20 protein-coding genes and 1 pseudogene are annotated in these 22,772 nt (G+C 47.0%); 6 read left to right on the forward strand and 15 right to left on the reverse strand.

Translation table 11 applies throughout. From position 1 onward, the window contains the following. Positions 1–37: 37 nt before the first annotated feature. Both HMPREF3179_RS07830 and HMPREF3179_RS07835 read left to right on the forward strand, forming a co-directional pair. Positions 38–1,751 (forward strand): annotated as a pseudogene (locus HMPREF3179_RS07830) (PhoH family protein). A 68-nt stretch (positions 1,752–1,819) separates the two neighbouring features. After that, entirely contained in the window at positions 1,820–2,824 is a 1,005-nt protein-coding gene (locus HMPREF3179_RS07835; RefSeq protein WP_048767554.1) for a bile acid:sodium symporter family protein, read from the forward strand. Positions 2,825–2,886: 62 nt separating this feature from the next. On the opposite strand, the gene HMPREF3179_RS07840 is transcribed toward HMPREF3179_RS07835, so the two are convergent. Then, the gene (locus HMPREF3179_RS07840) at positions 2,887–3,552 is read right to left on the reverse strand and encodes an alpha/beta hydrolase family protein (protein WP_070470533.1); all 666 of its coding nucleotides are present in this window, start codon (positions 3,550–3,552) and stop codon (positions 2,887–2,889) included. A gap of 99 nt (positions 3,553–3,651) precedes the next feature. On the opposite strand from HMPREF3179_RS07840, the gene HMPREF3179_RS07845 reads away from it, so the two are divergent. Beyond that, on the forward strand, positions 3,652–4,113 hold the full coding sequence (locus tag HMPREF3179_RS07845; RefSeq protein WP_048767557.1) for a GatB/YqeY domain-containing protein: 462 nt from the start codon (positions 3,652–3,654) through the stop codon (positions 4,111–4,113). Between the two features lie 4 nt (positions 4,114–4,117). Here HMPREF3179_RS07845 and dinB read toward each other — a convergent pair whose 3' ends face one another. After that, on the reverse strand, positions 4,118–5,179 hold the full coding sequence (gene dinB / locus HMPREF3179_RS07850; protein WP_070470535.1) for a DNA polymerase IV: 1,062 nt from the start codon (positions 5,177–5,179) through the stop codon (positions 4,118–4,120). Positions 5,180–5,258: 79 nt separating this feature from the next. Between dinB and HMPREF3179_RS12300 the strand changes: the two genes are divergently transcribed. Together HMPREF3179_RS12300 and HMPREF3179_RS07855 are read left to right on the forward strand one after the other, a co-directional pair. After that, the gene (locus HMPREF3179_RS12300) at positions 5,259–5,402 is read left to right on the forward strand and encodes a hypothetical protein (protein ID WP_018026189.1); all 144 of its coding nucleotides are present in this window, start codon (positions 5,259–5,261) and stop codon (positions 5,400–5,402) included. Between the two features lie 24 nt (positions 5,403–5,426). Further along, entirely contained in the window at positions 5,427–5,786 is a 360-nt protein-coding gene (locus HMPREF3179_RS07855; protein WP_070470538.1) for a hypothetical protein, read from the forward strand. Positions 5,787–5,847: 61 nt separating this feature from the next. Here HMPREF3179_RS07855 and djlA read toward each other — a convergent pair whose 3' ends face one another. The 3 genes from djlA to HMPREF3179_RS07870 all read right to left on the reverse strand — a co-directional run bounded on the left by djlA (position 5,848) and on the right by HMPREF3179_RS07870 (position 9,435). Next, positions 5,848–6,813 (reverse strand): co-chaperone DjlA, encoded by a 966-nt coding sequence (gene djlA / locus HMPREF3179_RS07860; RefSeq protein WP_036558324.1) that lies wholly within the window; start codon positions 6,811–6,813, stop codon positions 5,848–5,850. A 37-nt stretch (positions 6,814–6,850) separates the two neighbouring features. Further along, positions 6,851–8,887 (reverse strand): UvrD-helicase domain-containing protein, encoded by a 2,037-nt coding sequence (locus HMPREF3179_RS07865; RefSeq protein ID WP_070470540.1) that lies wholly within the window; start codon positions 8,885–8,887, stop codon positions 6,851–6,853. A gap of 155 nt (positions 8,888–9,042) precedes the next feature. Next, complete coding sequence (locus HMPREF3179_RS07870) at positions 9,043–9,435, reverse strand: hypothetical protein (RefSeq protein ID WP_070470542.1); 393 nt, start codon at positions 9,433–9,435, stop codon at positions 9,043–9,045. Positions 9,436–9,665: 230 nt separating this feature from the next. On the opposite strand from HMPREF3179_RS07870, the gene HMPREF3179_RS07875 reads away from it, so the two are divergent. Further along, the gene (locus HMPREF3179_RS07875; protein WP_018026194.1) at positions 9,666–9,923 is read left to right on the forward strand and encodes a hypothetical protein; all 258 of its coding nucleotides are present in this window, start codon (positions 9,666–9,668) and stop codon (positions 9,921–9,923) included. A 107-nt stretch (positions 9,924–10,030) separates the two neighbouring features. Here HMPREF3179_RS07875 and HMPREF3179_RS07880 read toward each other — a convergent pair whose 3' ends face one another. The 10 genes from HMPREF3179_RS07880 to HMPREF3179_RS07925 all read right to left on the reverse strand — a co-directional run bounded on the left by HMPREF3179_RS07880 (position 10,031) and on the right by HMPREF3179_RS07925 (position 22,515). Continuing rightward, positions 10,031–10,645: an ABC-type transport auxiliary lipoprotein family protein gene (locus HMPREF3179_RS07880; RefSeq protein ID WP_036558320.1), complete on the reverse strand. Its 615-nt coding sequence runs from the start codon at positions 10,643–10,645 to the stop codon at positions 10,031–10,033. Further along, positions 10,639–11,577 (reverse strand): MlaD family protein, encoded by a 939-nt coding sequence (locus tag HMPREF3179_RS07885; RefSeq protein WP_018026196.1) that lies wholly within the window; start codon positions 11,575–11,577, stop codon positions 10,639–10,641. Before HMPREF3179_RS07885 ends, HMPREF3179_RS07880 begins: the two co-directional genes overlap by 7 nt. 18 nt (positions 11,578–11,595) lie before the next feature. Beyond that, on the reverse strand, positions 11,596–12,420 hold the full coding sequence (locus HMPREF3179_RS07890) for an ABC transporter ATP-binding protein (protein ID WP_036558315.1): 825 nt from the start codon (positions 12,418–12,420) through the stop codon (positions 11,596–11,598). Positions 12,421–12,422: 2 nt separating this feature from the next. Then, on the reverse strand, positions 12,423–13,553 hold the full coding sequence (locus HMPREF3179_RS07895; RefSeq protein ID WP_070470547.1) for an MlaE family ABC transporter permease: 1,131 nt from the start codon (positions 13,551–13,553) through the stop codon (positions 12,423–12,425). Between the two features lie 250 nt (positions 13,554–13,803). Next, positions 13,804–14,925, reverse strand: coding sequence for a high-affinity branched-chain amino acid ABC transporter substrate-binding protein (locus HMPREF3179_RS07900; protein ID WP_048767564.1), 1,122 nt, complete (start codon positions 14,923–14,925; stop codon positions 13,804–13,806). Positions 14,926–15,042: 117 nt separating this feature from the next. Further along, a complete protein-coding gene (locus tag HMPREF3179_RS07905) occupies positions 15,043–15,636 on the reverse strand; it encodes a nitroreductase family protein (RefSeq protein ID WP_048767565.1) in 594 nt (197 codons plus the stop codon). An 18-nt stretch (positions 15,637–15,654) separates the two neighbouring features. Then, positions 15,655–16,413, reverse strand: coding sequence for a pyridoxine 5'-phosphate synthase (locus HMPREF3179_RS07910; protein WP_070470550.1), 759 nt, complete (start codon positions 16,411–16,413; stop codon positions 15,655–15,657). 109 nt (positions 16,414–16,522) lie between these two features. Further along, positions 16,523–17,929, reverse strand: coding sequence for an efflux transporter outer membrane subunit (locus HMPREF3179_RS07915; RefSeq protein ID WP_070470552.1), 1,407 nt, complete (start codon positions 17,927–17,929; stop codon positions 16,523–16,525). 36 nt (positions 17,930–17,965) lie between these two features. Continuing rightward, complete coding sequence (locus HMPREF3179_RS07920; protein ID WP_070470554.1) at positions 17,966–21,241, reverse strand: multidrug efflux RND transporter permease subunit; 3,276 nt, start codon at positions 21,239–21,241, stop codon at positions 17,966–17,968. Positions 21,242–21,252: 11 nt separating this feature from the next. Further along, a complete protein-coding gene (locus HMPREF3179_RS07925; RefSeq protein WP_018026204.1) occupies positions 21,253–22,515 on the reverse strand; it encodes an efflux RND transporter periplasmic adaptor subunit in 1,263 nt (420 codons plus the stop codon). Positions 22,516–22,772: the final 257 nt, after the last annotated feature.

Here is a 22,772-nt window from a genome sequence, read left to right on the forward strand (position 1 = left end):
TGTGCCCTTTTATTATTAATTTTTTGGTAGATAAACTATGGCCCTTCCTAAACCACCCTTAAAACCTGCTACTCGTTTAGATATGAGTGATATTCCAACGCCCAAAGTTCGTCGTGCGACAAAAAAAGCAGCGAAGAAAGCGGCCCCTGTCGCCACGGAAACAACGGTCGATCAGGCTTTAATTAGGGAGGATCATAGCTCGATCACCAAAGCGGCCGAGATGGTTAAGGCCGATAGCGCCAGCAGTTCACACAAAAAAGCAAGTACGGAGGCAACAACGCCCGTCCCGACAAAAGTCGCCGTTAGAAAGGCCTCCCGCAGTGTCCCTCAAAAGCACAGCAAAACAGCTACCAAGCAGAAAAGCGAGGGGCATAAACTCTTTATTTTAGATACCAATGTGCTACTCCATGATCCGACCTGCTTATTCCGCTTTGAGGAACATGATATTTTCTTGCCGATGATGGCGCTAGAGGAGCTTGATCACAATAAAAAGGGCTTAACCGAGGTCGCCCGTAATGCCCGCCAAGTGAGCCGTACACTGGATTCCTTGGTTGCTGATCATGAAGATCTCAATCAAGGCATTCCACTCAATAGCCTTGGCCATAAGGAGGCCACCGGACAACTCTTTTTTGAAACGCAGAAGTTTGAGCAATTACATCAGCAAGAATTAGCCGCCGATAAGCCGGACAATATTATTCTGAATGTGGTGCAAAGTCTTAAACAAACTGGAACCCCAACGTGAAGTGATTTTAGTTTCTAAAGACATCAATATGCGCCTCAAAGCCAAAGCACTGGGTCTGGCTTCCGAGGATTATCTAAACGATCATTCGCTTGAGGACTCAGACTTAGTCTATGACGGCGTATTACAACTACCAAATGATTTTTGGCAACGCCACGGCAAGGATATGGAGTCATGGATACAGGGCGGCACCACCTTTTATAAAATCAAAGGGCCGCTATGTGCTGAGTTTTTGGTCAATCAATTTGTGTATCTGGAGGGTGATTCACCGCTTTATGCGCAGGTTAAGGAAGTTACTGGCAAAACCGCAGTCCTTGCCACGGTGCGCGACTATACTCACAAGAAAAACAATGTGTGGGGCGTGACAGCACGTAATCGCGAACAAAACTTCGCACTTAATCTCTTAATGAGTCCAGAGGTAGACTTTGTCTCCCTACTCGGTCAAGCCGGAACCGGTAAAACACTATTGGCCTTGGCGGCAGGGCTAACGCAAGTGTTAGAAACCAAGCGCTACACCGAAATCATTATGACCCGCGTAACGGTACCAGTGGGTGAGGATATCGGCTTTTTACCCGGTACCGAAGAGGAAAAAATGCAACCCTGGATGGGGGCCTTAGAGGATAATCTCGAATTCTTGCATTCTGGCAATAATAGTGAGAATCTCCAGGAGTGGGATCGCAGTGCCAGCAAGGAGCTTATCCACTCGCATATCAAGGTACGTTCATTAAACTTTATGCGCGGACGCACCTTTTTAAATAAATTCGTGATCATTGATGAGGCCCAAAACCTCACCCCTAAACAAATGAAAACCCTCATCACCCGGGCCGGTCCAGGTACCAAAATTATTTGTTTGGGTAATATCGCACAGATTGATACACCCTACCTCACGGAGGGTAGCTCAGGTCTCACCTATGTGGTGGATCGCTTTAAGCACTGGCCACACTCAGGCCATGTGACCTTACAAAAGGGTGAGCGTTCAAGACTGGCGGATTACGCTTCGGATGTACTGTAAAAGCGAATCTAAGGCGCTAAGAAAATGCTAAGCTATAGGATCCTAATTAATAAGCAAATCCTAGCGCCATGAATTTTAACTTTAAACGCTTAGTTCCTGATCAGTTCACCGTCTTATTGACCCTCGTTGTGATTATCGCGACTATCTTACCCGCTCATGGGCAGGGTGAGATAGCCGTTGATTGGCTTAGCAAACTCGCCATTGGACTACTGTTTTTCTTGCATGGTGCCCGTCTCTCACGGCAAGCAATTTATCAAGGCATCATGCATTGGCGCATCCATATCGTGATTTTCTGCATCACCTTTGTGCTCTTTCCACTGATTGGCATCGTCCTGCGACCGCTGCTCGAACCCTTGATGACACCCACCCTCTACTTGGGCTTCTTATACCTCTGCATGCTGCCTGGCACAGTGCAATCGGCCATTGCCTTTACCTCCATGGCGCGCGGTAACTTGGCTGCTGCCATTTGTAATGCCTCTGCTTCTAGTATTGTGGGCATTTTTGTGACTCCCATGTTAGTAGCCTTGATCTTGACGGATTTTAGCGATCAGGTACCGAGCATTCACTTCATGTCGGTCGTTAAAATCATTTTCCAATTATTTGTGCCCTTTGCTATAGGTCACTTTTTGAGACCCTATTTAGGTGAGTTTTTACTGAGAAATAAGCGCTTAGTTAAAGTAGTCGATCAGGGTTCAATCTTATTGGTGGTATATGCTGCTTTCTCACACGCAGTCAATGAGGGCTTATGGCATCAAACACCGATTTCAGCGCTGATTGCAGTGTTGCTTGTGAGTGCCTTGATCTTAGCCTTAAGTTTGGGCGCCAGTCACTTGATCGGCAAAAGCTTAGGGTTTAATTTAGCCGACCGTATTACCATCCTCTTTTGCGGTTCTAAAAAGAGTCTTGCCAGTGGATTGCCCATGGCACAAATTATTTTTGCCGGGATGCCGATTGGCGCCATTGTTTTACCATTGATGATATTTCACCAACTACAGTTGATGGTGTGTGCCGTGATTGCAAACCGACTGGGTAAACGACCACTCAGCCCAGAGGAGCAAATGAACGAGGCATAAGCTGCTTTTTTAAGTAACAAGGGGCCTTAGCGCCCCTTAATCAGTTAATAACAAGTCACACCCTATGCACCGGTGGCGGCCTGTATTTCTTTTAAAATCCTTAAGGGGATGCAGGTTTCAAGACGTACTCGCAGCTGTGTAATGAGCGCAGGGTCAAGCGAATCCTCAATGCCCTGCAACACATCCAGGGTTGAGTCAGCTGCCAGGTTTTGAATGGCCAGGTGCGCAATCTGACTATGCTTAGCAGCTACCTCGGCATCGTTAGCCGCATGCAATAAATGTAGGGTTTGAGCCAGTGAAAGCGGTTGCTCAGGTAAGCGAATAAAGCGCGCACCAAAACTGATCAAACGACCAGCGACTGGCTGCTCAAGCTTGGCCAATTCTAACACCAAGGCGCCTAAGGTACCCACGCCGACAATGGCTGTTGCCGCAGGCTCAACGCCATATTGACGCTGCTGCTCAGCAATAAACCTCAACCACTGTGGCTGTATACGCTCTAACCAAGCACCTTCTTCGGCTTCAGATAGCCCAGGTGGCAAGGCATCTGCCTCACTCAAGCTAATACTTAATAACACAGCCGATGGAAAGCGTGCCGATAACACCTTTAACACCCCATCAGCCGCCGCAATATCCTCTGCTTGGGCTGAGCGTGTCAAAACCATAAATAATTGCGCTACATCCGTCTGCGCTTTAGGTATGTAGCTCTTCTGAATAATAAATGCTGCCATTCGCTTAAACTCAATTCCTACGTGATTCTATTTTTCTAGCATAAGCGTAATATAATAAAGGCATTCAAACAAAATTCAACCAATGATTTAGGATAAATAATGTCTCAAAGCTTAAAAGATCAAATTTCCAGCGCCACTAAAGATGCGATGCGAGCCCGTGATAGCGCACGCCTAGGTACTTTACGTTTATTACAGGCAGCCATCAAGCAACGTGAGGTGGATGAGCGTATTGAGTTGACTGACGACGATATTATCAGCATTATCGATAAGCAGATTAAGCAGCGTCGCGAATCCATTCAGGCCTATGAAAAAGCAGGTCGTACCGATACAGCGGCCGCCGAGCAGGCAGAAATTGATGTATTAAGTGAGTTTATGCCAGCTCAAGCAGATGCCGCAGAAATCAATGCCTTAATTGATGAGGTTTTAGCTCAGTTACAGGCTGAGGGTGTGAGCGGGGGTGCTGCCATGGGTAAAGCCATGGCTCTGATTAAACCGAAGCTTGCCGGACGTGCCGATATGTCTGAGGTTTCTAAAAACCTTCGCCAAAAGCTAAACCCATAAGCATTTAAAATAAGCTCAGCTGAGATTCTACTGCTTCCCTGCTTAGGAATTGACTAATGCCAATTCCTGCTAAGCGATAGCGTTGTGCTTTCTCTTCGGGGCTTAACTGCTCTAATAAATGCAAGGCTTGCTGCAAAATCTCATCCGCTTGATGCAACACATGGGAAAGCGTGATGGAGCGGGTCATCACTCTGAAATCAGCGGTTTTTAGGCGTAGGGTCACGCAATAGCCAAACTGCCCCTTACGCTGGGCCACCGCTGCCACTTTTTCTGCAATTGGCGCCAGCGCTTCGGCAATCTCCGCCACCTGTAAATCACGCATAAAGGTATTTTCTGCGGATATTTGTTTTGGTTCACGCTGAGCCTTCACTGGACGACGATCAATGCCTTTAGCGAGTTGATACAAGCGATAGCCATAGCTACCAAAATGATGCGCTAATTCACCCAAGCTAAAAGCGCTCATATCCTCCACCGTATAAATTTTAAGACGATGCATTTTTGCTAGGGTCACCCGTCCCACCCCAGGAATTTTCTGCACCGGTAAGGGCAATAGGAATTCCATCATCCTTTGCGGTGAAACCACCTTGATCCCGTTCGGCTTATTCCAATCGGAAGCAATTTTTGCAATAAATTTATTTGGGGCCACACCTGCTGAAGCAGTTAAACCCGTTGTTGCAAAAATATCACGACGAATCAACTGTGCTATCTCTGTGGCAATGGGGATATTCAATTTATTTTCAGTCACATCCAAATACGCTTCATCCAGTGAAATAGGCTCAATTAAATCCGTATGCTGTCTGAAAATCGCATGAATTTGCTGAGACACGGCACGATACTTTGAAAAATCAGGACTAATGTAAATCGCCTGTGGACAAAGCTGCTTTGCCCGCGCCACCGACATAGCAGAATGCACACCATACTGTCTAACCTCATACGAAGCGGCACACACCACCGAACGCGCGCCATCCCAAGCCACTATCACCGGCTGCCCCCGAAGCTCCGGTCTATCGCGCAACTCAACGGACACATAAAATGCATCCATATCAATATGAATAATTTTGCGCATTACGTACAATAGACCTCGACAGTGAAATGGATTAAAAAATACACTACAATGAATGATTAACTACGTTGGAGCACAGCATATGGATAAAATCAAAAAACTACTGTTTATTTTAACAGCTTCAAGCTTTTTAGCGGCGTGTGCCCAACATCCCGCTTCTTATCAAGGACCTGCTGCGCCTAAACCACAAGATTTACCGCCACCGACCAATCTCATGACTGAGTAGTGACTAGAGCACAGCGACTAGATTATGCAAGACTATTTAAGCACAACATTCCATCGTCATATCAATGCCCACCAGGGCGACACGCTTGAGGATATCGGCCTAGAGTTACGTGCCAATGTTGAGGGTAGCCAGCTCTTTTTATGCTTTGTGATCGCTGCTACTGATTATGAGCTGATCCCTCAGATACTGCCGGAGGAGCGATTTGAAATGGGCTCTGTGCATGTGGCTGAGCTACATGAACTAAACGATCCCGAGGATGAGATCAGCAGCATACTGGATAATGCAAATGACGGGGATACGCTAGTGTTTTTCTGCGCCTCCGGCGAGATACTCGCAGCGGCCTTAGCAGCACTCGCCTACAACGAAGAGTCATCAGCATTTTAATCCAAAGCCACCTTATTAGCTGTCGCTGAGGCAGTTTTAGCAGCGACGAGTACATACTGCCTTAGCGCGACCAGCCCTTATACTCCATAATGTAGTTATAGGATGAGATAATCTGCTGCGTTTTTTCCTTGGCCATCTCAACTAAGCCCTCAGGTAAGTTTTGACCAGCCAATTTATCTGGATGATATTGATTAATTAAGCGACGATACACACGCTTTAATTCATCCTGCTGCACATCTTCCGTCACCCCTAAGGTTGCCAAGGCCTCTGCCAATTTTGATTTGGTCGCACGCCCCCAACCTTGGTCCTGTGATGAGCGACCATGTGATTGCCCATGATCGCCATAGCCTGTATGAGCACGCTCTTGACCAAAGGCTGCGCCTTGTTCAAACTGCCCAATAAAATCATCAAACAGCTCCGGACGCGCCCCGGTTAAAGGGAATAAATCTCGAATAATGCTTTTTTCCGAAGCGATGATACGCCCATCCAAAATCGCCGCACTCAAACAAATATCAAAAAACATACGTTGGAAGTTTGGAAAAGCAATAAACTGCTTTTTTACCTCCAGCACCAGATCCGAGACGGAAAAACTTGAGTCCTTACCCTGATTAAAAAACTTTCTGGCCTCACTCCGCAAAGCCTCAGGTAAGCGCAATTGGTTCATCACCCGATTGGCTAAATCAATATCCCTTTCGTGTACTACTCCTTTTGCCTTAGCAATACGTCCTAAACACAAAAACAAAGCAGCCACATAAAATGAAATTGGTGTAAATACCTCGTTTGGGAAAATAGCTGAACGTATATGACCCCGACCAAAATCATAGGAGGTAGCGCCTCGTGTGGACTGCTTACCCCATGTATTTTCACCCCAAGAGCGAGCACCTGCTGTAGGCTCAGAGGCTTGCATACGATTTTTTAAGTAGCGCCAACCATAAGCTGCGCCAATAGCGGCTATTAGGCCGATAAAAAAGCTGTCATAGTTACTTGAAAAATAGACAAAAATCAGAAAATAAATAATAAATCGCATAGCAGAGAAGCGGTTCCAAAACAGTATGGGCTCTATTTTACCTAACTTTGAAAATATTAAGCCGCTGCCATGCCTTTTTTCGAGGCTTTTTAAGTAATCCTGCTTGCTGCATTAACTCTTTTAAGTGTAAAACAGGGTAATCTCTTTTGAGCTCCTCAATAAACACCGAGGCATTATCCTCATCATAAATTAAATAAACCTGCTGTCTTGCTCTGGTCAAAGCCACATAAAATAAGCGCCGTTCCTCTGCATAAGGAAAGTCCTCAGGCGGAGGCAAATGGTACTCAACTAATGCATCGCTCTGCTTTGTCGAAGGAAAGCCAAACTCCCCCTGATTCATCGCTAATAACACCACGTAATCCGCTTCATTGCCCTTGACCCCGTGCACCGTGCCCTGTAACAACGTCAACTTGGGGAATTGCCGCGACCACGCTTGCATGGTCTTGGCGGCGGGTAAAAAATGATGAAAACGTGATAACAATAACACCGTGGAGCGCTCTTGGGCACCCCCAGTTAAACGCCCCGCCGCATCCCGTTGAATCAACTCAAAAATCCTTGCAAGCAAAGCCCCCTCAGTCAGTTCCTTGGTGCAACATAAGACCAAGGGCTGCTGATGCCCTGCTTGCCCATATAAGGCCTTACGACTTTGGAGCGGATTCTGTAGCACAAAACGGCTGGACTCTCGACTTAAACACTCACCAAAGCGAAAGGTCTGACTTAGCGCATAGCGTTGCACCTGACCGAAATAATGCTCAAAGTCGGTGGTAAAGCGTAAGTTTGAGCCAGCAAAGCGGTAAATTGCTTGCCAATCATCACCCACACAAAATAAGCGCAGCGAGGGCTTTTGCTCACGCATGGCTTGAATTAACGCAGCCCGCTCAGCCGAAATATCTTGAAACTCGTCAATCATCACCTCACTCCAAGGTACCTTAAAAGCCCCGGAGCGCACATAATCGCTCGCCAAGCTAATCATTTGTTCATAATCAATCGTGCCAGTGTCAGCTAAATGAGCTTGATAACGCTGCCATAAGGGTGCCAATAAGGCATTTAATAAATGCCCATCAGCTAATGGGCTTTGACTCAAATCTGGCCAACTCTGCTGATGCTTAAACAAAGGCAACCAACGACAGAGCTGTGCCACTAAGTGCTCATAATGATAAGCTGAACGACCCAGTCGTAATGACTTAGCTCGTGGCCTGCGTTGGTGCCTGGCAGGCTTCTTAAGACGACTCAGTAGCCTTAGGCAATGCGCATAAAAATCCGCTAAGGACTCACCCACGAACAACTCAATATGAGTGGTACCTTGGGTCGTATGAAGCACACTCACCCGCTGGCGATGGGCTAGCTGCGATGCACTAAGCGCCTGCTCAGCCACCTCATAGACCTCAAGATAAATGCCCTCATTGACTAAATAAAAGCTCGGCCGATAGCATTGATACTTGGTCCAGTGATGGGGTTGGGCATACAGTGGCTGATAAAAATAGTCGATATTTAATTGATAAAGCACATTGGCGCATATCCACTCACCGCGATGACGTGTGTATTCATCATTCAGCGTACGCAATGACTGAGCGGCAAGATTATCAAGACTGGATAGATTAAGCCACTTGTAATATGCCTTTAAATACGCTGAATCCCTCGCACATAGCTCAAAAAAACCTTGACGAATAAAGTGTGACAACGCATCTGCCTCGCTTAGCTCAGTTAAGCGTGGCATACGCCCTGTGACCCTGGCTACGATTTGCAAGCCCAAACTGTGAAAGGTACTCACATCGACTGCCTCACTCACGCTGGGAAGCAACTGCTCAATACGCTCCGACATCTCTTGTGCGGCTTTTTTAGCAAAGGCTAACATCAAGACCCTTGCCTCATTAAAATAGCCAATGCTATGCAAATAGCCTAAGCGAGCAATTAAGGTGCGTGTCTTGCCAGTACCTGCACCAGCCAACACGAGCGTAGCAGAAGCCTCACTGGTCGCAGCTGCATATTGCTCCTCGCTCAGCTCGTGGAGCAACTCAAGATGCGCACTCTCGCCCTGCTGCGCAGCGCTATCGGTGGCTACACTTTCTGTCATAGCATCAACTACCGCTCTTTGCCTCAACATGAGGAGTTTAGCTTATGCGCAAAGTAATATGCGGTGGCTGGCTAATTTTAGCCAGCCACAAAAAAGCCTGTTGATCATATCAACAGGCTCCGTGTGGCTATGGCTGCGACTTAGTTGCTTAAGACCTATTTAACCTGTCTAGATAAGTCCTCTACCGGCGCACCCTGTTGCTGCATAGGCGTAACGGCAGGCTCAACCACTGCAGGCGCAGCTACACCGCTCGCAGGCTCCGTTTTTTGTCCAACAACCTGACCATCGGGATTAACCACGGTGGTCGTGCTTTGCGCAGTCGCCGTACCCGCAGGTACTTCACGCACATTTAAATTTTGTTGAGCTGCTTGCTCAGGCGTCACAGGAATTGTGGTTTCCGTAATACGTAGCGTAGGCTCAACATACATATCTTGAGATTTGGCCCAAGCAGAGCGATTATCAGGACCCTCATCCTGAGCCACAGCCTGAGCCACAGCAACACCACTTAACATCAAGGCAGATAAAACTGGGAGTAATACTTTCTTCATCAGATAGCTCCTTAAAAGGATAAGAAAAGATAACAACAATTTATTGTATAGTTTATCTTAGCAGTGATTCAGCAACAGATTAGCAAGCAAATGTAACCTCTTCTTGCGAGTGCCCTCAGCCCAATGGTAAAAAGGCTTATTCGGCGCTTTCAGCGTGTATCACTAGGATTTGAGCTAAACTATTGATAAAATCCAATTGTTTAGAAAAGAAGAGGCTCGGAGTTTTACTTATGAAATTAAAAAAATTACTCTTAATCGCGGTCCCTGTCATATTATCAGCCTGCGCCAGCAAAATCGATTTGAGCGATAATAACTCTTATGGTCTTCAATGCTCAGATAATGCGACCTCAGCACCGGACTGGGCCACCTGCCAAAGCAATGCAAATCGTGTATGCTCCCCACTACAAGCGACCAATATTCAGCAGCACGCACCGACCGGTTCTGGCTCAGTGGGTGATGCCTACTACATTAGCTTTAAGTGTCAATAGTCTGAGTTTGTTCTTTTAAAGCATCAGATGATTAAGGCGGTGCTTGCTTCATCAGCACCGCCTTTAATCTGTTGCCACAGGCTATCCCCCGCCATCATTCGACAAACTTATCTGGCGCTTGGTTGACTGCTTAACCACTCAATGATCTGCGTCTGAATTTGCTGATTCGCATCAGCAAAGGCTTCAATCACCGCTTCATCCGATGCCGCCGCTAAAGCTGCACGCGCAGTAAAGCTGCGGGTATTCGTCGGCTCGTTCGGGTTTTTAAGATTAGTCAAATTGACATCCAAGCTAATCACGACGGTCGCCGGTTGCACGCTATGGTCTACCTGAAAATCTTGCAAATCACTGCGTAATGCATAATCCCCTGAGGGCGTATCATCATTAATCACCGCTCGATAAATACCTGCACTGCGAAGTGCACGAATTAAACTATCTCTAAAGACAATTGGCCCTAAATCCTCCCAACGAATACCGTCCATCACAGCCATATGATGTTCAGGCGTCACCGCTACAATACGCGAGGTATCTAAATAGTTACGGCTATAAGGAATGGCCACACGCAATACCTTATTAAGCGTTGTTGATGATTGAACTGCCTGCGCCCGTTGAGGCAATTGATAGACCGTGAGCTTCGGACTTTTAGGAATAATTGAACAAGCCGAGACTAAGGTCGCCAAGGCACCTAACAACATGATTCGACCTATTGATTGTTTTACCATGGTTTGTACTCCTTAAGCTGTTCGCCCTCTAGAATAAAGCGACCCGGACTTTCTGAAAAATCTCTTAATAAATTATTAAAGGTACTCATACCACGCTTAAACTCATTTAGAGCCGGGCCGACCTGCTCTAAACCCTCTAAGCTATTGGATAGTTTGCCTTGTGAGTTAATCACTAACTTTTTAATATTTTCCGAGGCTTGCTTCACAGAATCAATGGCTGTGGTCATTGACTCCATCGCCTTAGCACCCTGTTCATTTAATAGATGATTTACACTTGAATTAAACTCTTTAAATAAAGCCACTGCTTCATTAGCATTAGCCATGAGCTCATCTGCCTCACGAATTGCTGATTGCAGCGAATCCCCTTCTGCGGCAAGCGAACCCGTAAAACTCTCCACATTCGCCAAAATACCTGCAAAGTGATTGATATTATCATCACTTAATAACTTCTTGAAGCGAATCAAGCTTTCACTTAAGCTGGAAGCTAAACCCTCACCACTGGAAAAGAGCTTAGACAGCGGTGATGGTGTCGCATAGAGAATCGGACGATCATCACGATCACCCTCTAACAGCATGCCCTCAGGGCTACCGCCGGACATTGAAATCACCGACTGACCCGTCACCCCCACGAGCGATAACATCACCACCACATCGGAGCGTACCTTAACGTCCTCGTTTAATTTGACATAGGCATTCACCAGATTAGGATTAGCCTGTAGCTCCAGTCGTTCTACCTCGCCGATTTTAAGACCGCTATATTCAACGGCACTGCCGTTAGACAGACCGCTCACACTTTCATTGAACTGGATAATAAAATACTGCCACTTCTGAGAAGTGGTGATTTTACCTAAGATAGAAACCGCAGTCACAATACCCACGGTAATCAGTACGGTGAAAAAACCGATTAAAATATGCCTTGCTTTTGGCTCCATAGCTTACCTTTAAAAAAACTATTCTTCTTGCTGATGAGATGAGTAGGCGGCACGACCACGCGGGCCGTTAAAGTACTCCTGAATCCACTCATTATCAACTTTTTTTACTTCTTCAATGGGTGCAGAAATTAACACTTTCTTGTCTGAGAGTACGGCAATCTTATCGCATGCCGTATACAAAGTATCCATATCATGTGTCACTAAAAAGATGGTTAAACCAAGCGCATCTCTAAGTGTCATGATCAATTCATCAAAATTAGCGGCACTAATAGGATCTAAACCGGCCGTCGGCTCATCTAAAAACAAGATGGCCGGATCCAAGGCTAATGAGCGAGCCAAAGCCGCTCGTTTAATCATACCGCCCGATAACTCCGAGGGGTAGCGATCGGCAGCTACCGCTGATAGACCCACTAAAAAAATCTTCATCAAGGCCAAATCCTCAGCCTCAGGGCGTGACATCCCTAACTGCTCAATTAAGGGAAAGGCAATATTTTCCTTGACCGTTAAGGAGGAGTAAAGGGCGCCTTGTTGAAACAGTACACCCATCTGTCGATCAACGCTATCACGCTCTTTATCCGAGAGCTCACTTAAGGTTTTACCAAAGACCGTGACCTCACCGGCAGCCGGTGTGATTAGGCCGACGATGGAGCGCAGCAACACTGATTTACCCGTACCGGATCCTCCCACCACGCCAAGAATATCGCCCTTGTAAACGTCTAAATCCAAGTTATCGTGAACCACATGTGAACCAAATTGATTGCGTAAACCGCGCACCCTAATGACGATCTCGGGCTCATCATTAGACTGCTTAGGGTCTGGCTTGGGTACTTGAGACTGCTGCATCACTACCACCCCATTTCCATAAAGAACATCGCCATTAAGGCATCAATCAAGATCACCAGGAAAATACACTTAACCACGCTATTGGTTGTTTGTCGACCTAAGGACTCAGCACTACCCCTAACCTTAAAGCCCTCTAAACAACCGGTGGTGGCAATCACTAAGGCAAAGATAGGGGCTTTGGACATACCCACTAAAAAATGCCTTAAACCGACTTTATCAACCAAAATCTCAACAAATAAGGTGGGTGAAATACCGAGCATAAAGATGGATACTGTCATCCCGCCTAAAATACCTGCACCAATCGCAATAAAGGTCAATAAAGGCAGACTCACCAATAAGGCAGTTACTCTCGGCAATACCAACACATGAATAGGATTCACCCCACTGACTTTGAGCGCATCAATTTCCTCGTGTAAGCGCATCGAACCGATATGTGCAGTAAAGGCACTAGCGGTCCGTCCGGCCATTAAAATGGCAGTTAAGAGCACGCCAAATTCACGCATAAAGGCAAAGCCAACCAAATGTACGGTAAAAATCGTCGCCCCAAACTGCTCCAACACGGTGGCGCCCAAAAAAGCCACCACCGCACCAATCAAATAATTCAATAGAAAAATAATTGGTACCGCTTGATAGCCACTGGCATCAATATGAGCGATGACCGAGGTCAAACGCCACTTATGAGGCTGTAAAAAGTTAAGGCACATACCCTCTAGCACCATGCCAAAAAAAGCGAACCAACGTACCGCCTCGTTCTTAGCATCAAGGGTGCGTCGACCCATACGATCTAACCATAAAGCAATGGCACTGTGCTGTTTGAGTTCGGGCTGGTGCTCGCCTGCCTCAGTGATACTTTGCTGAACCACCGCTAATAAAGCGCGAAATGCCGGCGCAAGTGAAGCATCATCCAACACGCTTTCGATACGCTCTGCGCCTAAATACTTCACCAGTAAATAGGCACCATTGGTATCCAAGTGCTGCAGCTCGGAAAAATCGATGGTCTCAGCGCCGTCCAAGGCCTGACTCAGCTCCGACTTTAACTGCTTTAGCTCGCCGAAATTTGCCAATACCCATTCACCAGTAATTGACAAATGCCCTTGAGCGGTTTGCTTAAAATATGAAGAAACTGTATCCAATCCCTTATCGCCTTAATAATTTAATAGCTCATTTTATATTAAAACCCGTGCATTAAAAATGCTTTAAGCGGCGCATTACAAAATAGATGCCTATGCAGTCAATTGAGCTAAAGGGATGGGCGATGACTAACAATACCTAGATAATCGATTGCAAGCAGACGACATGCTAAGTCTGTGCTACATAAAAAAGCACTTGGACAGCAAAACCACCCAAGTGCCTTGATACTACTATATGCTGCGTTTTAATTAATTACTTTGCTAAAGACTTAGAACCGTCAGCATGCCATTTAAACACATCGAACACGAACTCCGTTAAGTCACCCTGCTCGTTCCAGCTAATATCACCTAATACAGTAGATACCTTGTTGGCGTGTAACCAATCAGCGACTTTCTCAGGATCGGTGGATTTAGTTTCTTCGATACCCTTAAGAATAGCTTGGGTAGCCGCATAAGCAGTCAACTGGAAAGCGCCAGAAGGATTACGGTTTTTGGCTTTGAAAGCCTCAACAATCTCAGCGTTTTCAGGGCGAGCCGAGTAGTCTGCTGGTAAGGTTAAGAGCATACCCTCAACCGCATCACCGGCGATCGCATTTACGTCAGGGTTACCTACACCCTCAGGACCCATAAACGGTGCCTCAAAGCCAAGCTCTTTGGCCTGACGAAGTAATAAACCCATCTCAGGGTGATAGCCACCGAAATACACAAAATCAACGTCATTTGAACGCATACTGGTTAAGATTGCAGAGTAATCAGACTCACCGGCATTAATACCCTCAAACATCACCACATTGACGCCTGCATTTTTTGCTTCATCACGCACAGAAGCGGCAATACCCTGACCATAAGACTGCTTATCGTGCAATACCGCTAAACGCTGAGGCTTAGCAACATTGATGATGTACTCGGCCGCCGCAGGACCCTGCTGGTCATCACGACCGATGGAACGGAAAATAAAGTGGAAATTCTTGTCATCGGTAATCACTGGACCCGTACCGGATGGTGTAATTGTAACCACGCCCTGCTCATCTAAAATGCTCGCCGCAGCAACGGTGGCACCGGTACACACTGGACCAACCACAAAACCAATTTTTTGGTTGATGATGTTATTCGCTGCGATTGGACCTTGTTTAGGCTCACATGCGTCATCTACCCGCACGATTTCGAAAGTATTACCATTAATACCGCCAGCATCATTCACTGCCTCAATCGCAGTATTCATACCCTCAAGTACCATATCACCATATTGCGTCAAAGGACCAGTGATAGGACCTACAAAGCCGATTTTGACCACTTCAGCATGAGCGGAAGCGGCCAAACCGAATGATAAAGCGGTCGCTGCAAAAAGTGCTGATAAACGGAAAGGTTTCTTCATAATATGTCGTCCTCCAACAAAACTACTTAAGATCTAAACTATAGATTATTAAAATAACTTGTAGCATAACGACAAATTAGAAAAAATGCAGTCAGTAATTACCATTAAAGGCTACGCTTAATTCCCTGAGCCAGTCCACAGCGTCGTAAAGTCCTGATAGTTTGGACGCTCTTTTTGAGGAATCCCCATTTTGGGGGTACCAATCGCAATAAAGCCCATAAAGCGATAGTCCAAGGGATCAAAACCAATCGCTGTCTGAAAATCCTCGATATAGGTCGCAATACCCGTACTCCAAAAGGCGCCATAGCCTAGGAAATGACACGCATTAAGAATTTGTGTCATGGCCGCCCCTGTCGCCAATAATTGCTCCGTTTCGTCGATTTTCTCAATGACTTGATGATTAATTTGGGCCGCAACGGCAATGATCAAAGGCACATCAGCAAGCCAAGCTTTACTTGAAGCTAATTTCTCTTCAGTAAAAGGCATCGCTGAGGCTTGACGATGCTTAAAAGAAAGCTCTGCAAACTGCTGCACCGCTTCCTCACCGCGAATCACTTTAAAACGCCACGGACGCAAGGCCCCATGATCAGGGGCCGTCATGGCGGCCTGCAGGATCGTCGCCAGTTCCTCGTCCGAAGGGCCCGGCGCCTGCACTAACTTCATCGAATTGCGCTTAAGTAGCAAATCAATGGCTGCTTTCTGATCGACCATCTTAATCTCCCTATCAAATTAAACACAGGCCGTGCTTCTAAGTAACGCCTTCATATCGCGCACGGCCTTTTCCCACCCATCAAAAATGGCTTGAGCAACAATGGCGTGACCAATATTTAATTCATTAAAACCACCCAAGGCAACGATATTCTGCACATTGCTATAGTGTAAGCCATGACCGGCATTTACCTTAAGACCCAAGCCCAGACCTGCTACCATTCCCAGACGTACACGCTCTAATTCCTTGGCAACGATCTCATCCTTAGCCGCCGCCTGCTCACTCTCGGCTGGAATTTCCGTGGCTTGTGAATAATTGCCGGTATGAATTTCAATCACAGTCGCACCGGTACGGGCCGCCGCTTCAATTTGGCGCTCCTCTGGATCGATAAAGAGTGACACACGAATACCGGCATCCTGTAGGCGTGCGACCGCATGCTTTACCTCATCAAAACGAGTCACCACATCCAAGCCACCCTCAGTGGTTAACTCCTCTGCTCGTTCAGGCACTAAGCACACATCATGCGGCCTTACGTCAAGCGCAATATCCAACATCTCATCGGTAATAGCACATTCTAAATTCATGCGCGTACGCAGTAATGGACGCATTTTATATAAATCCGCATCTTGAATATGACGACGGTCAAAGCGCAAATGCAGCGTAATGGCATCGGCGCCAGCCTCTTCGGCTAATAAGGCTGCTCGAATCGGATCGGGATAAGCGACATTGCGCTGTTGACGAAGTGTCGCAACGTGATCAATATTAACACCTAAATCCATGAAGACTCCACAATAGTTATAACCACTCAAAGGCTAAATCCAAACACATGCTTGGATTTAGCCAGTTATTTTAGACATTAAAAACGCACTTTTTTTAATGCGCCGGCTTTTACTCAGCCTCAGCCGTCGGCACTGCTAAGCTAGTAACCGTAGTAGCAGTCCAACCACCACCCAAGGCCTTATATAGCTCTAAACGATTCATCAATGAAGCCAAACCAAGCTGTAAAAAGTTCTGTTGCGTATTAAATAGCGTAATTTGCGCTTGTTGCACCTGTAAAAAGCTATCCACACCGGCTTGGTAGCGTTGCTCAGATAAATTCAGACTCTGATAAGCTGCCGCTTGCTGCTCTCGCAATGCATCCAACTGCTCTTTATAAGTGGCTTCACCAGCGAGTGCATCGGAGACCTCACGAAAGGCGTTTTGAATGGCTTTCTCATAATTGAGAATGGCAATTTCTTTGCGAACCTCGGCTAAGTTTAAATTATTGCGTAATGCGCCAGCGGTGAAAATGGGTAAATTAATACTCGGATTAAATGACCAAGTCTCAGTTTGGCGATCAAACAGCCCACTTAGCTGCGGACTAATGGTGCCTAATAAACCGGTTAAGGAAATGCTAGGAAAAAACGCTGCCCGTGCTGCACCAATTTGAGCATTCGCTGCTTTTAGTTGATGCTCGGCGCCAATAATATCAGGACGTCTTATTAAGAGTGTGGAAGACACGCCCGCCGGAATCTCAGCGATTAAATTATCCGCAGCAAAAGGCACCGCTGCCGGTAAGTCAGCTGGCTGCGGCTGTCCAATCAAGAGATCGAGGGCATTAGACGCTACCAGCACCTGACGATTAGCAGCGGCTAGGGCAGCTTTGGCAGCTTGCAAGGTAGTGAGCGCCTGATTTCTTTCTAAACCAGAAGCCACCCCTGCCTTAAAGCGACGATTCACCAAATCATAACTCGCTTGATAGGCATCAATGGTGCGACGCGCCAGATCCTGCTGACTTTGCGCAGTGCGCCAAGTAAAATAGGTAGAGGCAACTTGAGAAATCAGACTCAACTGCACATTTTTTCTCGCCTCATCAGTCGCTAAATACTGCTCAAAGGCCGACTCACTTAAACTACGCTTTCTACCCCACAAATCCAGCTCAAAGGCGGTGATGCCCAAACCCGCGCTATAGCTACGACTAATACTATCCTGTCCAGGCATGCGCATATCTGGGGGCAGACGCTGTGCGCTTTCTTGAGCTGTAGCACCAATATGCGGTAGCAAGTCACTACGCTGAACTCCATATAGCGCACGCGCCTCCTCAACCCGTTGAATCGCAATCAACATATCACGATTATTCGTCAGCGCCAATTCAATCAATGCCCGTAAACGAGGCTCACGGATGACTTCTTGCCAGCCCAGATCGGCACCGCTAAGCATACCAGCCGGCAGCGCCGCCGAGGCGCCAGGATAGGCTGACGGAACGGGTGCCTGCGGTTGCTCATACTTAGGATTTAATGAGCAAGCCGCCAACATCAGACTGACACTGAGTATTGATAATTTTTTCACAAACTATTCCTCACGCGTTTGATTCGTGTCGTCACCAGGCTTTGAACCATCATCCTTTGAATGATTAGTATCGTCGGATCCGACACGATAAGGATCTAACTCAGGATAGGCCTCGGAGTAAATAAAATCTTTTTCCTCGCGACTCTGCATCTCGCTTTGCTGCTCAACCACTTGCGCACCTAAAAGCTTAGGCTTAGTTTTAAAGATCTTCAAGACCACCGAGAAGAAAATCGGTACCATGAAAATCGAGAACACAGTCGCAGCAATCATACCACCCACAACCCCAGTACCTAAGGTTCTTTGACCTGCAGCACCGGCACCTGTTGCGATCATTAATGGGGTCACACCTAAAATAAAGGCAAATGAGGTCATCAAAATCGGTCGCAAACGTAGACGAGCGGCACGCACTGTTGACTCAAATAACGGTTGACCCGTAGCCACGGCATCCTTAGCAAACTCAACAATTAGAATGGCGTTTTTCGTTGCTAAACCAATCACCGTCACCACCCCGACTTGGAAGTAAATATCATTGGACAAGTTAAAGAGATACGCAAACGCAACCGAGCCCAATAAACCAAGTGGCACAATCATCACCGCCGATAGTGGGATACTCCAACTCTCATAAAGCGCAGCCAGCACCAAGAATACCACGAACAGCGAAAGTATCATCAAAATCGAGCCTTGGTTACCCGCCTCAATCTCTTGATACGATAAACCAGTCCATTCAAAACCGATATCGGCCGACAGATTATCCCTAATCAGACGCTCCATCTCTGCCATGGCCTCACCATTCGCCACACCGGGCGCTGCGGAACCACTGATATTAACCGCAAAATAGCTGTTATAGCGTTGTACTAAGCTTTGTGCCAGGCTCCAGCGCACCTCAACAAAGTTGGATAATTCCACTAAATCACCTGTGGCATTACGCACTTTAAGACGTAATAAATCATCCGGTGAACGGCGAAAAGGATTATCTGCCTGCACCCAAATATCCTGCATCCGACCCATATTCGGGAACTTACCTAAATAGGCACCACCGAGCGAAGAGGAGAGTACTTGCGCCAAATCCGGGAAGCTAACCCCATAAGTCATCGCTTTAGCGCGATCAATCTTAATCTCCAAGGATGGACCGGCACCTAGGCTAGCAATACGCACACTATTAAGTTTAGGGTTCTGTGAAGCCAAAGCAACTAATTGATCGGCCTGAGCGCGTAGCTCATTAACACCTAAGGTCCCACGGTCTTGTAAATACATATCAAAACCTGAGGCATTACCTAAAGAAGGAATCGGTGGCGGCATCACACTAAACATCGTGGCATCAGGCACCCCGAATAATAAGGCACCGGTGGCGCGACCAGCAATTTCCTGCGCTGTTGCGGTACGATCCTTAAAGTCCTTAAGCGGAGTAAAGATAATACCGGCATTAATCCCTGTACCATTAAAACTAAAACCACGAATGGATACCACGTGCTCCACCGCATCTTCTTTTTCAAAAAATACACGCGCCTGATCAAGCACTGCTTCCGTACGCTCTGCGGTCGAACCCGAAGCTAACTCCACGTTCGTAATCACCACCCCTTGGTCCTCGTCCGGCATAAAGGAGCCTGGCATCCGCACAAAAAACCATAAGGCACCGATGGTTAAGGCCAGATAAATAAACATCATCCGACCGCCACGCTTAACTAGCTTGGCAACCCACGAGGTATAACCCTCGGTCATGCGATCGAAATTACGGTTAAACCAACCAAAGAATCCGCGACGATCATGCGCACCAACAGTAACCGGCTTAAGGAAAGTAGCACAAAGTGCCGGCGTAAAGGTCAAAGCAAAAAAGCCCGAGAACGCAATAGACACTGCCATGGCCACAGCAAACTGGCGGTAAATCACACCCGAGGAGCCGCTCATAAAGGCCAATGGGAAGAACACGGTCACCAACACCAGCGTAATACCGACAATCGCTCCACCAATTTGTGGCATGGCTTTAATGGTGGCTTGGAGCGGCGGAATCCGCTCTTCCATCATGATCCGCTCCACGTTTTCCACCACCACAATGGCATCATCCACCAAAATACCGATAGAAAGCACCATTGCGAACATGGTCATGGTATTGACCGACATACCGACCATCCAGAGGATCGCGAGCGTACCCAATAAGGCAATAGGCACGACTAGCGCAGGAATCACGGTATAACGGACATTTTGTAAAAACAAAAACATCACAACAAATACCAACACCACCGCTTCAAGCAAGGTATGCACTACCTTCAGAATGGATTCCTTAACATAGGGCGCCGTATCATAAGGAATGGCATAGCTGATACCATCTGGGAAATACTGTGACAGTGACTCCATCTCTGCGCGCACCAGTGCAGCAGTTTCCAAGGCATTGGCACCGGCCGCCAGATTAATTGCAAAGGTAGCAACTGGTCTACCGTCCAATTTACCATTAAAGCTATAGGAGCTTAAACCGACTTCAACCCGTGCCACGTCCTGAACTCTGACTAATGAGCCATCAGCATTGGCACGTAAAACTACGTTTTTAAATTCGTCGATATTCGTCAATTCACCATTAACTGAGGTAATGGCTGTTGTCATCAAGTCAGCATCAGTCGGTGGACCACCTAAAATACCTGCTGCGACGGGGATATTTTGTGAGCGCAAGGCGGCCGTTACATCCGTCATGGTTAAACCATAGCCACTCAACTTCTCAGGATCGACCCAGATACGCATTGCCCGCGGTGCGGAGAAAAGCTGAAAATTACCCACCCCATCCAAACGGGAAATACTGTTTTTAACGTTACGAGTGATGTAGTCAGCCACACTTGCCGCATCAATATCCGGATTATCCGAATACATTGATACAATCATCAAGAAACTGGTTAAGCCCTTAGAGTAGCGTACTCCCTGCTCCAACACGGCTTGCGGCAAGGAGGATTGAATATTAGAAACGCGGTTTTGTACGTCCACCTGCGCTAAATCCTGATCGGTCCCCGGTTCAAAGGTAACGACGATACTGGCACGACCACTCGCATCAGCGGTTGAAGAATAATACAGTAGCCCATCGGCACCATTGAGCTCATCTTCAATCAAACTGACCACCGAACGTGACACCTCCTCGGCAGAAGCGCCAGGATAGGTTGCACTAATGGTAATGGCGGGCGGTGCCACATCAGGATATTGTTCCACCGACATATTTGGGATCGCCAGTAAACCAGCAAAGGAGATAAGAATAGCCAGCACCCAGGCAAAAATCGGGCGATGAATAAAGAAATTAGACATTAATCAAGCTCCTACTGCGCTACTGCAGCCGCTTCAGTATCGGCACCCTGTTCAGACTGCTCGGCAGGGGCCTGACTTGCCGCTGTTTCAGCCGGTTGAGCCTGCTGCTCTTGTTGAGCTTGTTGGGCAGCGCCTTTAAGCTGTGGTCTTACCGTTTGACCAGTACGGATCTTAGTAAAGCCTTCAGTAATTACCTTATCACCGACCTTGACACCGCTTAATACTAGGGTACGCCCGCCAAACTCCTGACCTAATACCACTGGGCTGTCACGTACCACATTTTCCTCATCAACCAACATCACTTTACTACCGCCTTCAGAGGTACGCTGAATGGCTTGATTAGGGACAAAAATCGCATCATCTACCGAAGCCCGCGCTAAACGCACTTGCAAATACATCCCTGGTAATAGGTAATGATCAGGGTTTGGAAAGGTGGCGCGCAACTGAACCTGACCCGTGCCGGGATTGACCTGCACGCCGGTAAATAAGAGCTGACCCTTGTTTGGATAGAGGCTGCCGTCATCCATCACCAACTCAACTTCAGCCACCCCGTCACCTAGGGTTTTGAGCTTACCCTCACTTAGATCGCGACGTAATTGGCTCAGCTCATTAACGGTCTGATTAAAATCGACATACACCTTATCAAGCTGCTGTACGATAGCTAATGGACTGCCACTGCTCTCACTGACCAATGCCCCTTCCGTCACCAATGCGGGGCCTACAATACCATCGATCGGTGATTCAACCTTGGTATAGCCGAGTTTAATTTCTGCATTATTTAAGGCTGCCTGAGCCTGCTCAACAGAAGCATTAGCCAGACCGGCTTTAGCCATCGCATCATCATATTCCTGGCGGCTAATGGCTGATGAGTTTACTAAACCGCGGTAACGCTTGGCTAAGGCATTCGCACTACGGGCCGTCGCTTGCGCCTGCTTTAAGCTCGCCGCTGCTTGATTATAAGCCGCCTGATAAGGTTTAGGATCGATCTTAAATAGCAGTTGCCCCGCACTCACGCGGCCACCCTGTTCAAACTCAATGGATTCAATATTACCGGTAACACGTGCCAAAATCTGCGCATCTTTCAGTGCATTGACTCGAGCCGGCAAGGTAGTATAAACCTTAGTAGATTCAGTTTTAGCCTCAACCACACTAACAGCCATGGGCGGCGGTGCTTGCTGCTCTGAAGCATCCTCTGAGCAGGCGCTCAACGTCAAAAATGCAGTGTAGCTTAATGCCACCATAAGGCCACGTGTGGCAGCTTGATTTATCTTCATGAATGACCTATTTACTTATCTATATGCTCTCAACTCGGCGCTAGCCAATAGCTCACCGAGTAGCAGTCTGGAAAGAATAATTAAACAATGAGATGGGGTGTATTCGGAGCACCGAAGCTAATCATTGATTAGCTCCTAACAACCACGCACTCACCACAGTTACAACTATTTTATGAGAATTATGTGCTTCGACACCGAATTACTCATGTAAAAAAGCAAAAAAACATTATATCGTAAATCTAATTGCCTAGGCAATC

Origin of the sequence: Oligella sp. HMSC09E12 (genome assembly GCF_001808505.1) — a bacterium.
In the GTDB taxonomy this organism is placed as follows: domain Bacteria; phylum Pseudomonadota; class Gammaproteobacteria; order Burkholderiales; family Burkholderiaceae_B; genus Oligella; species Oligella urethralis.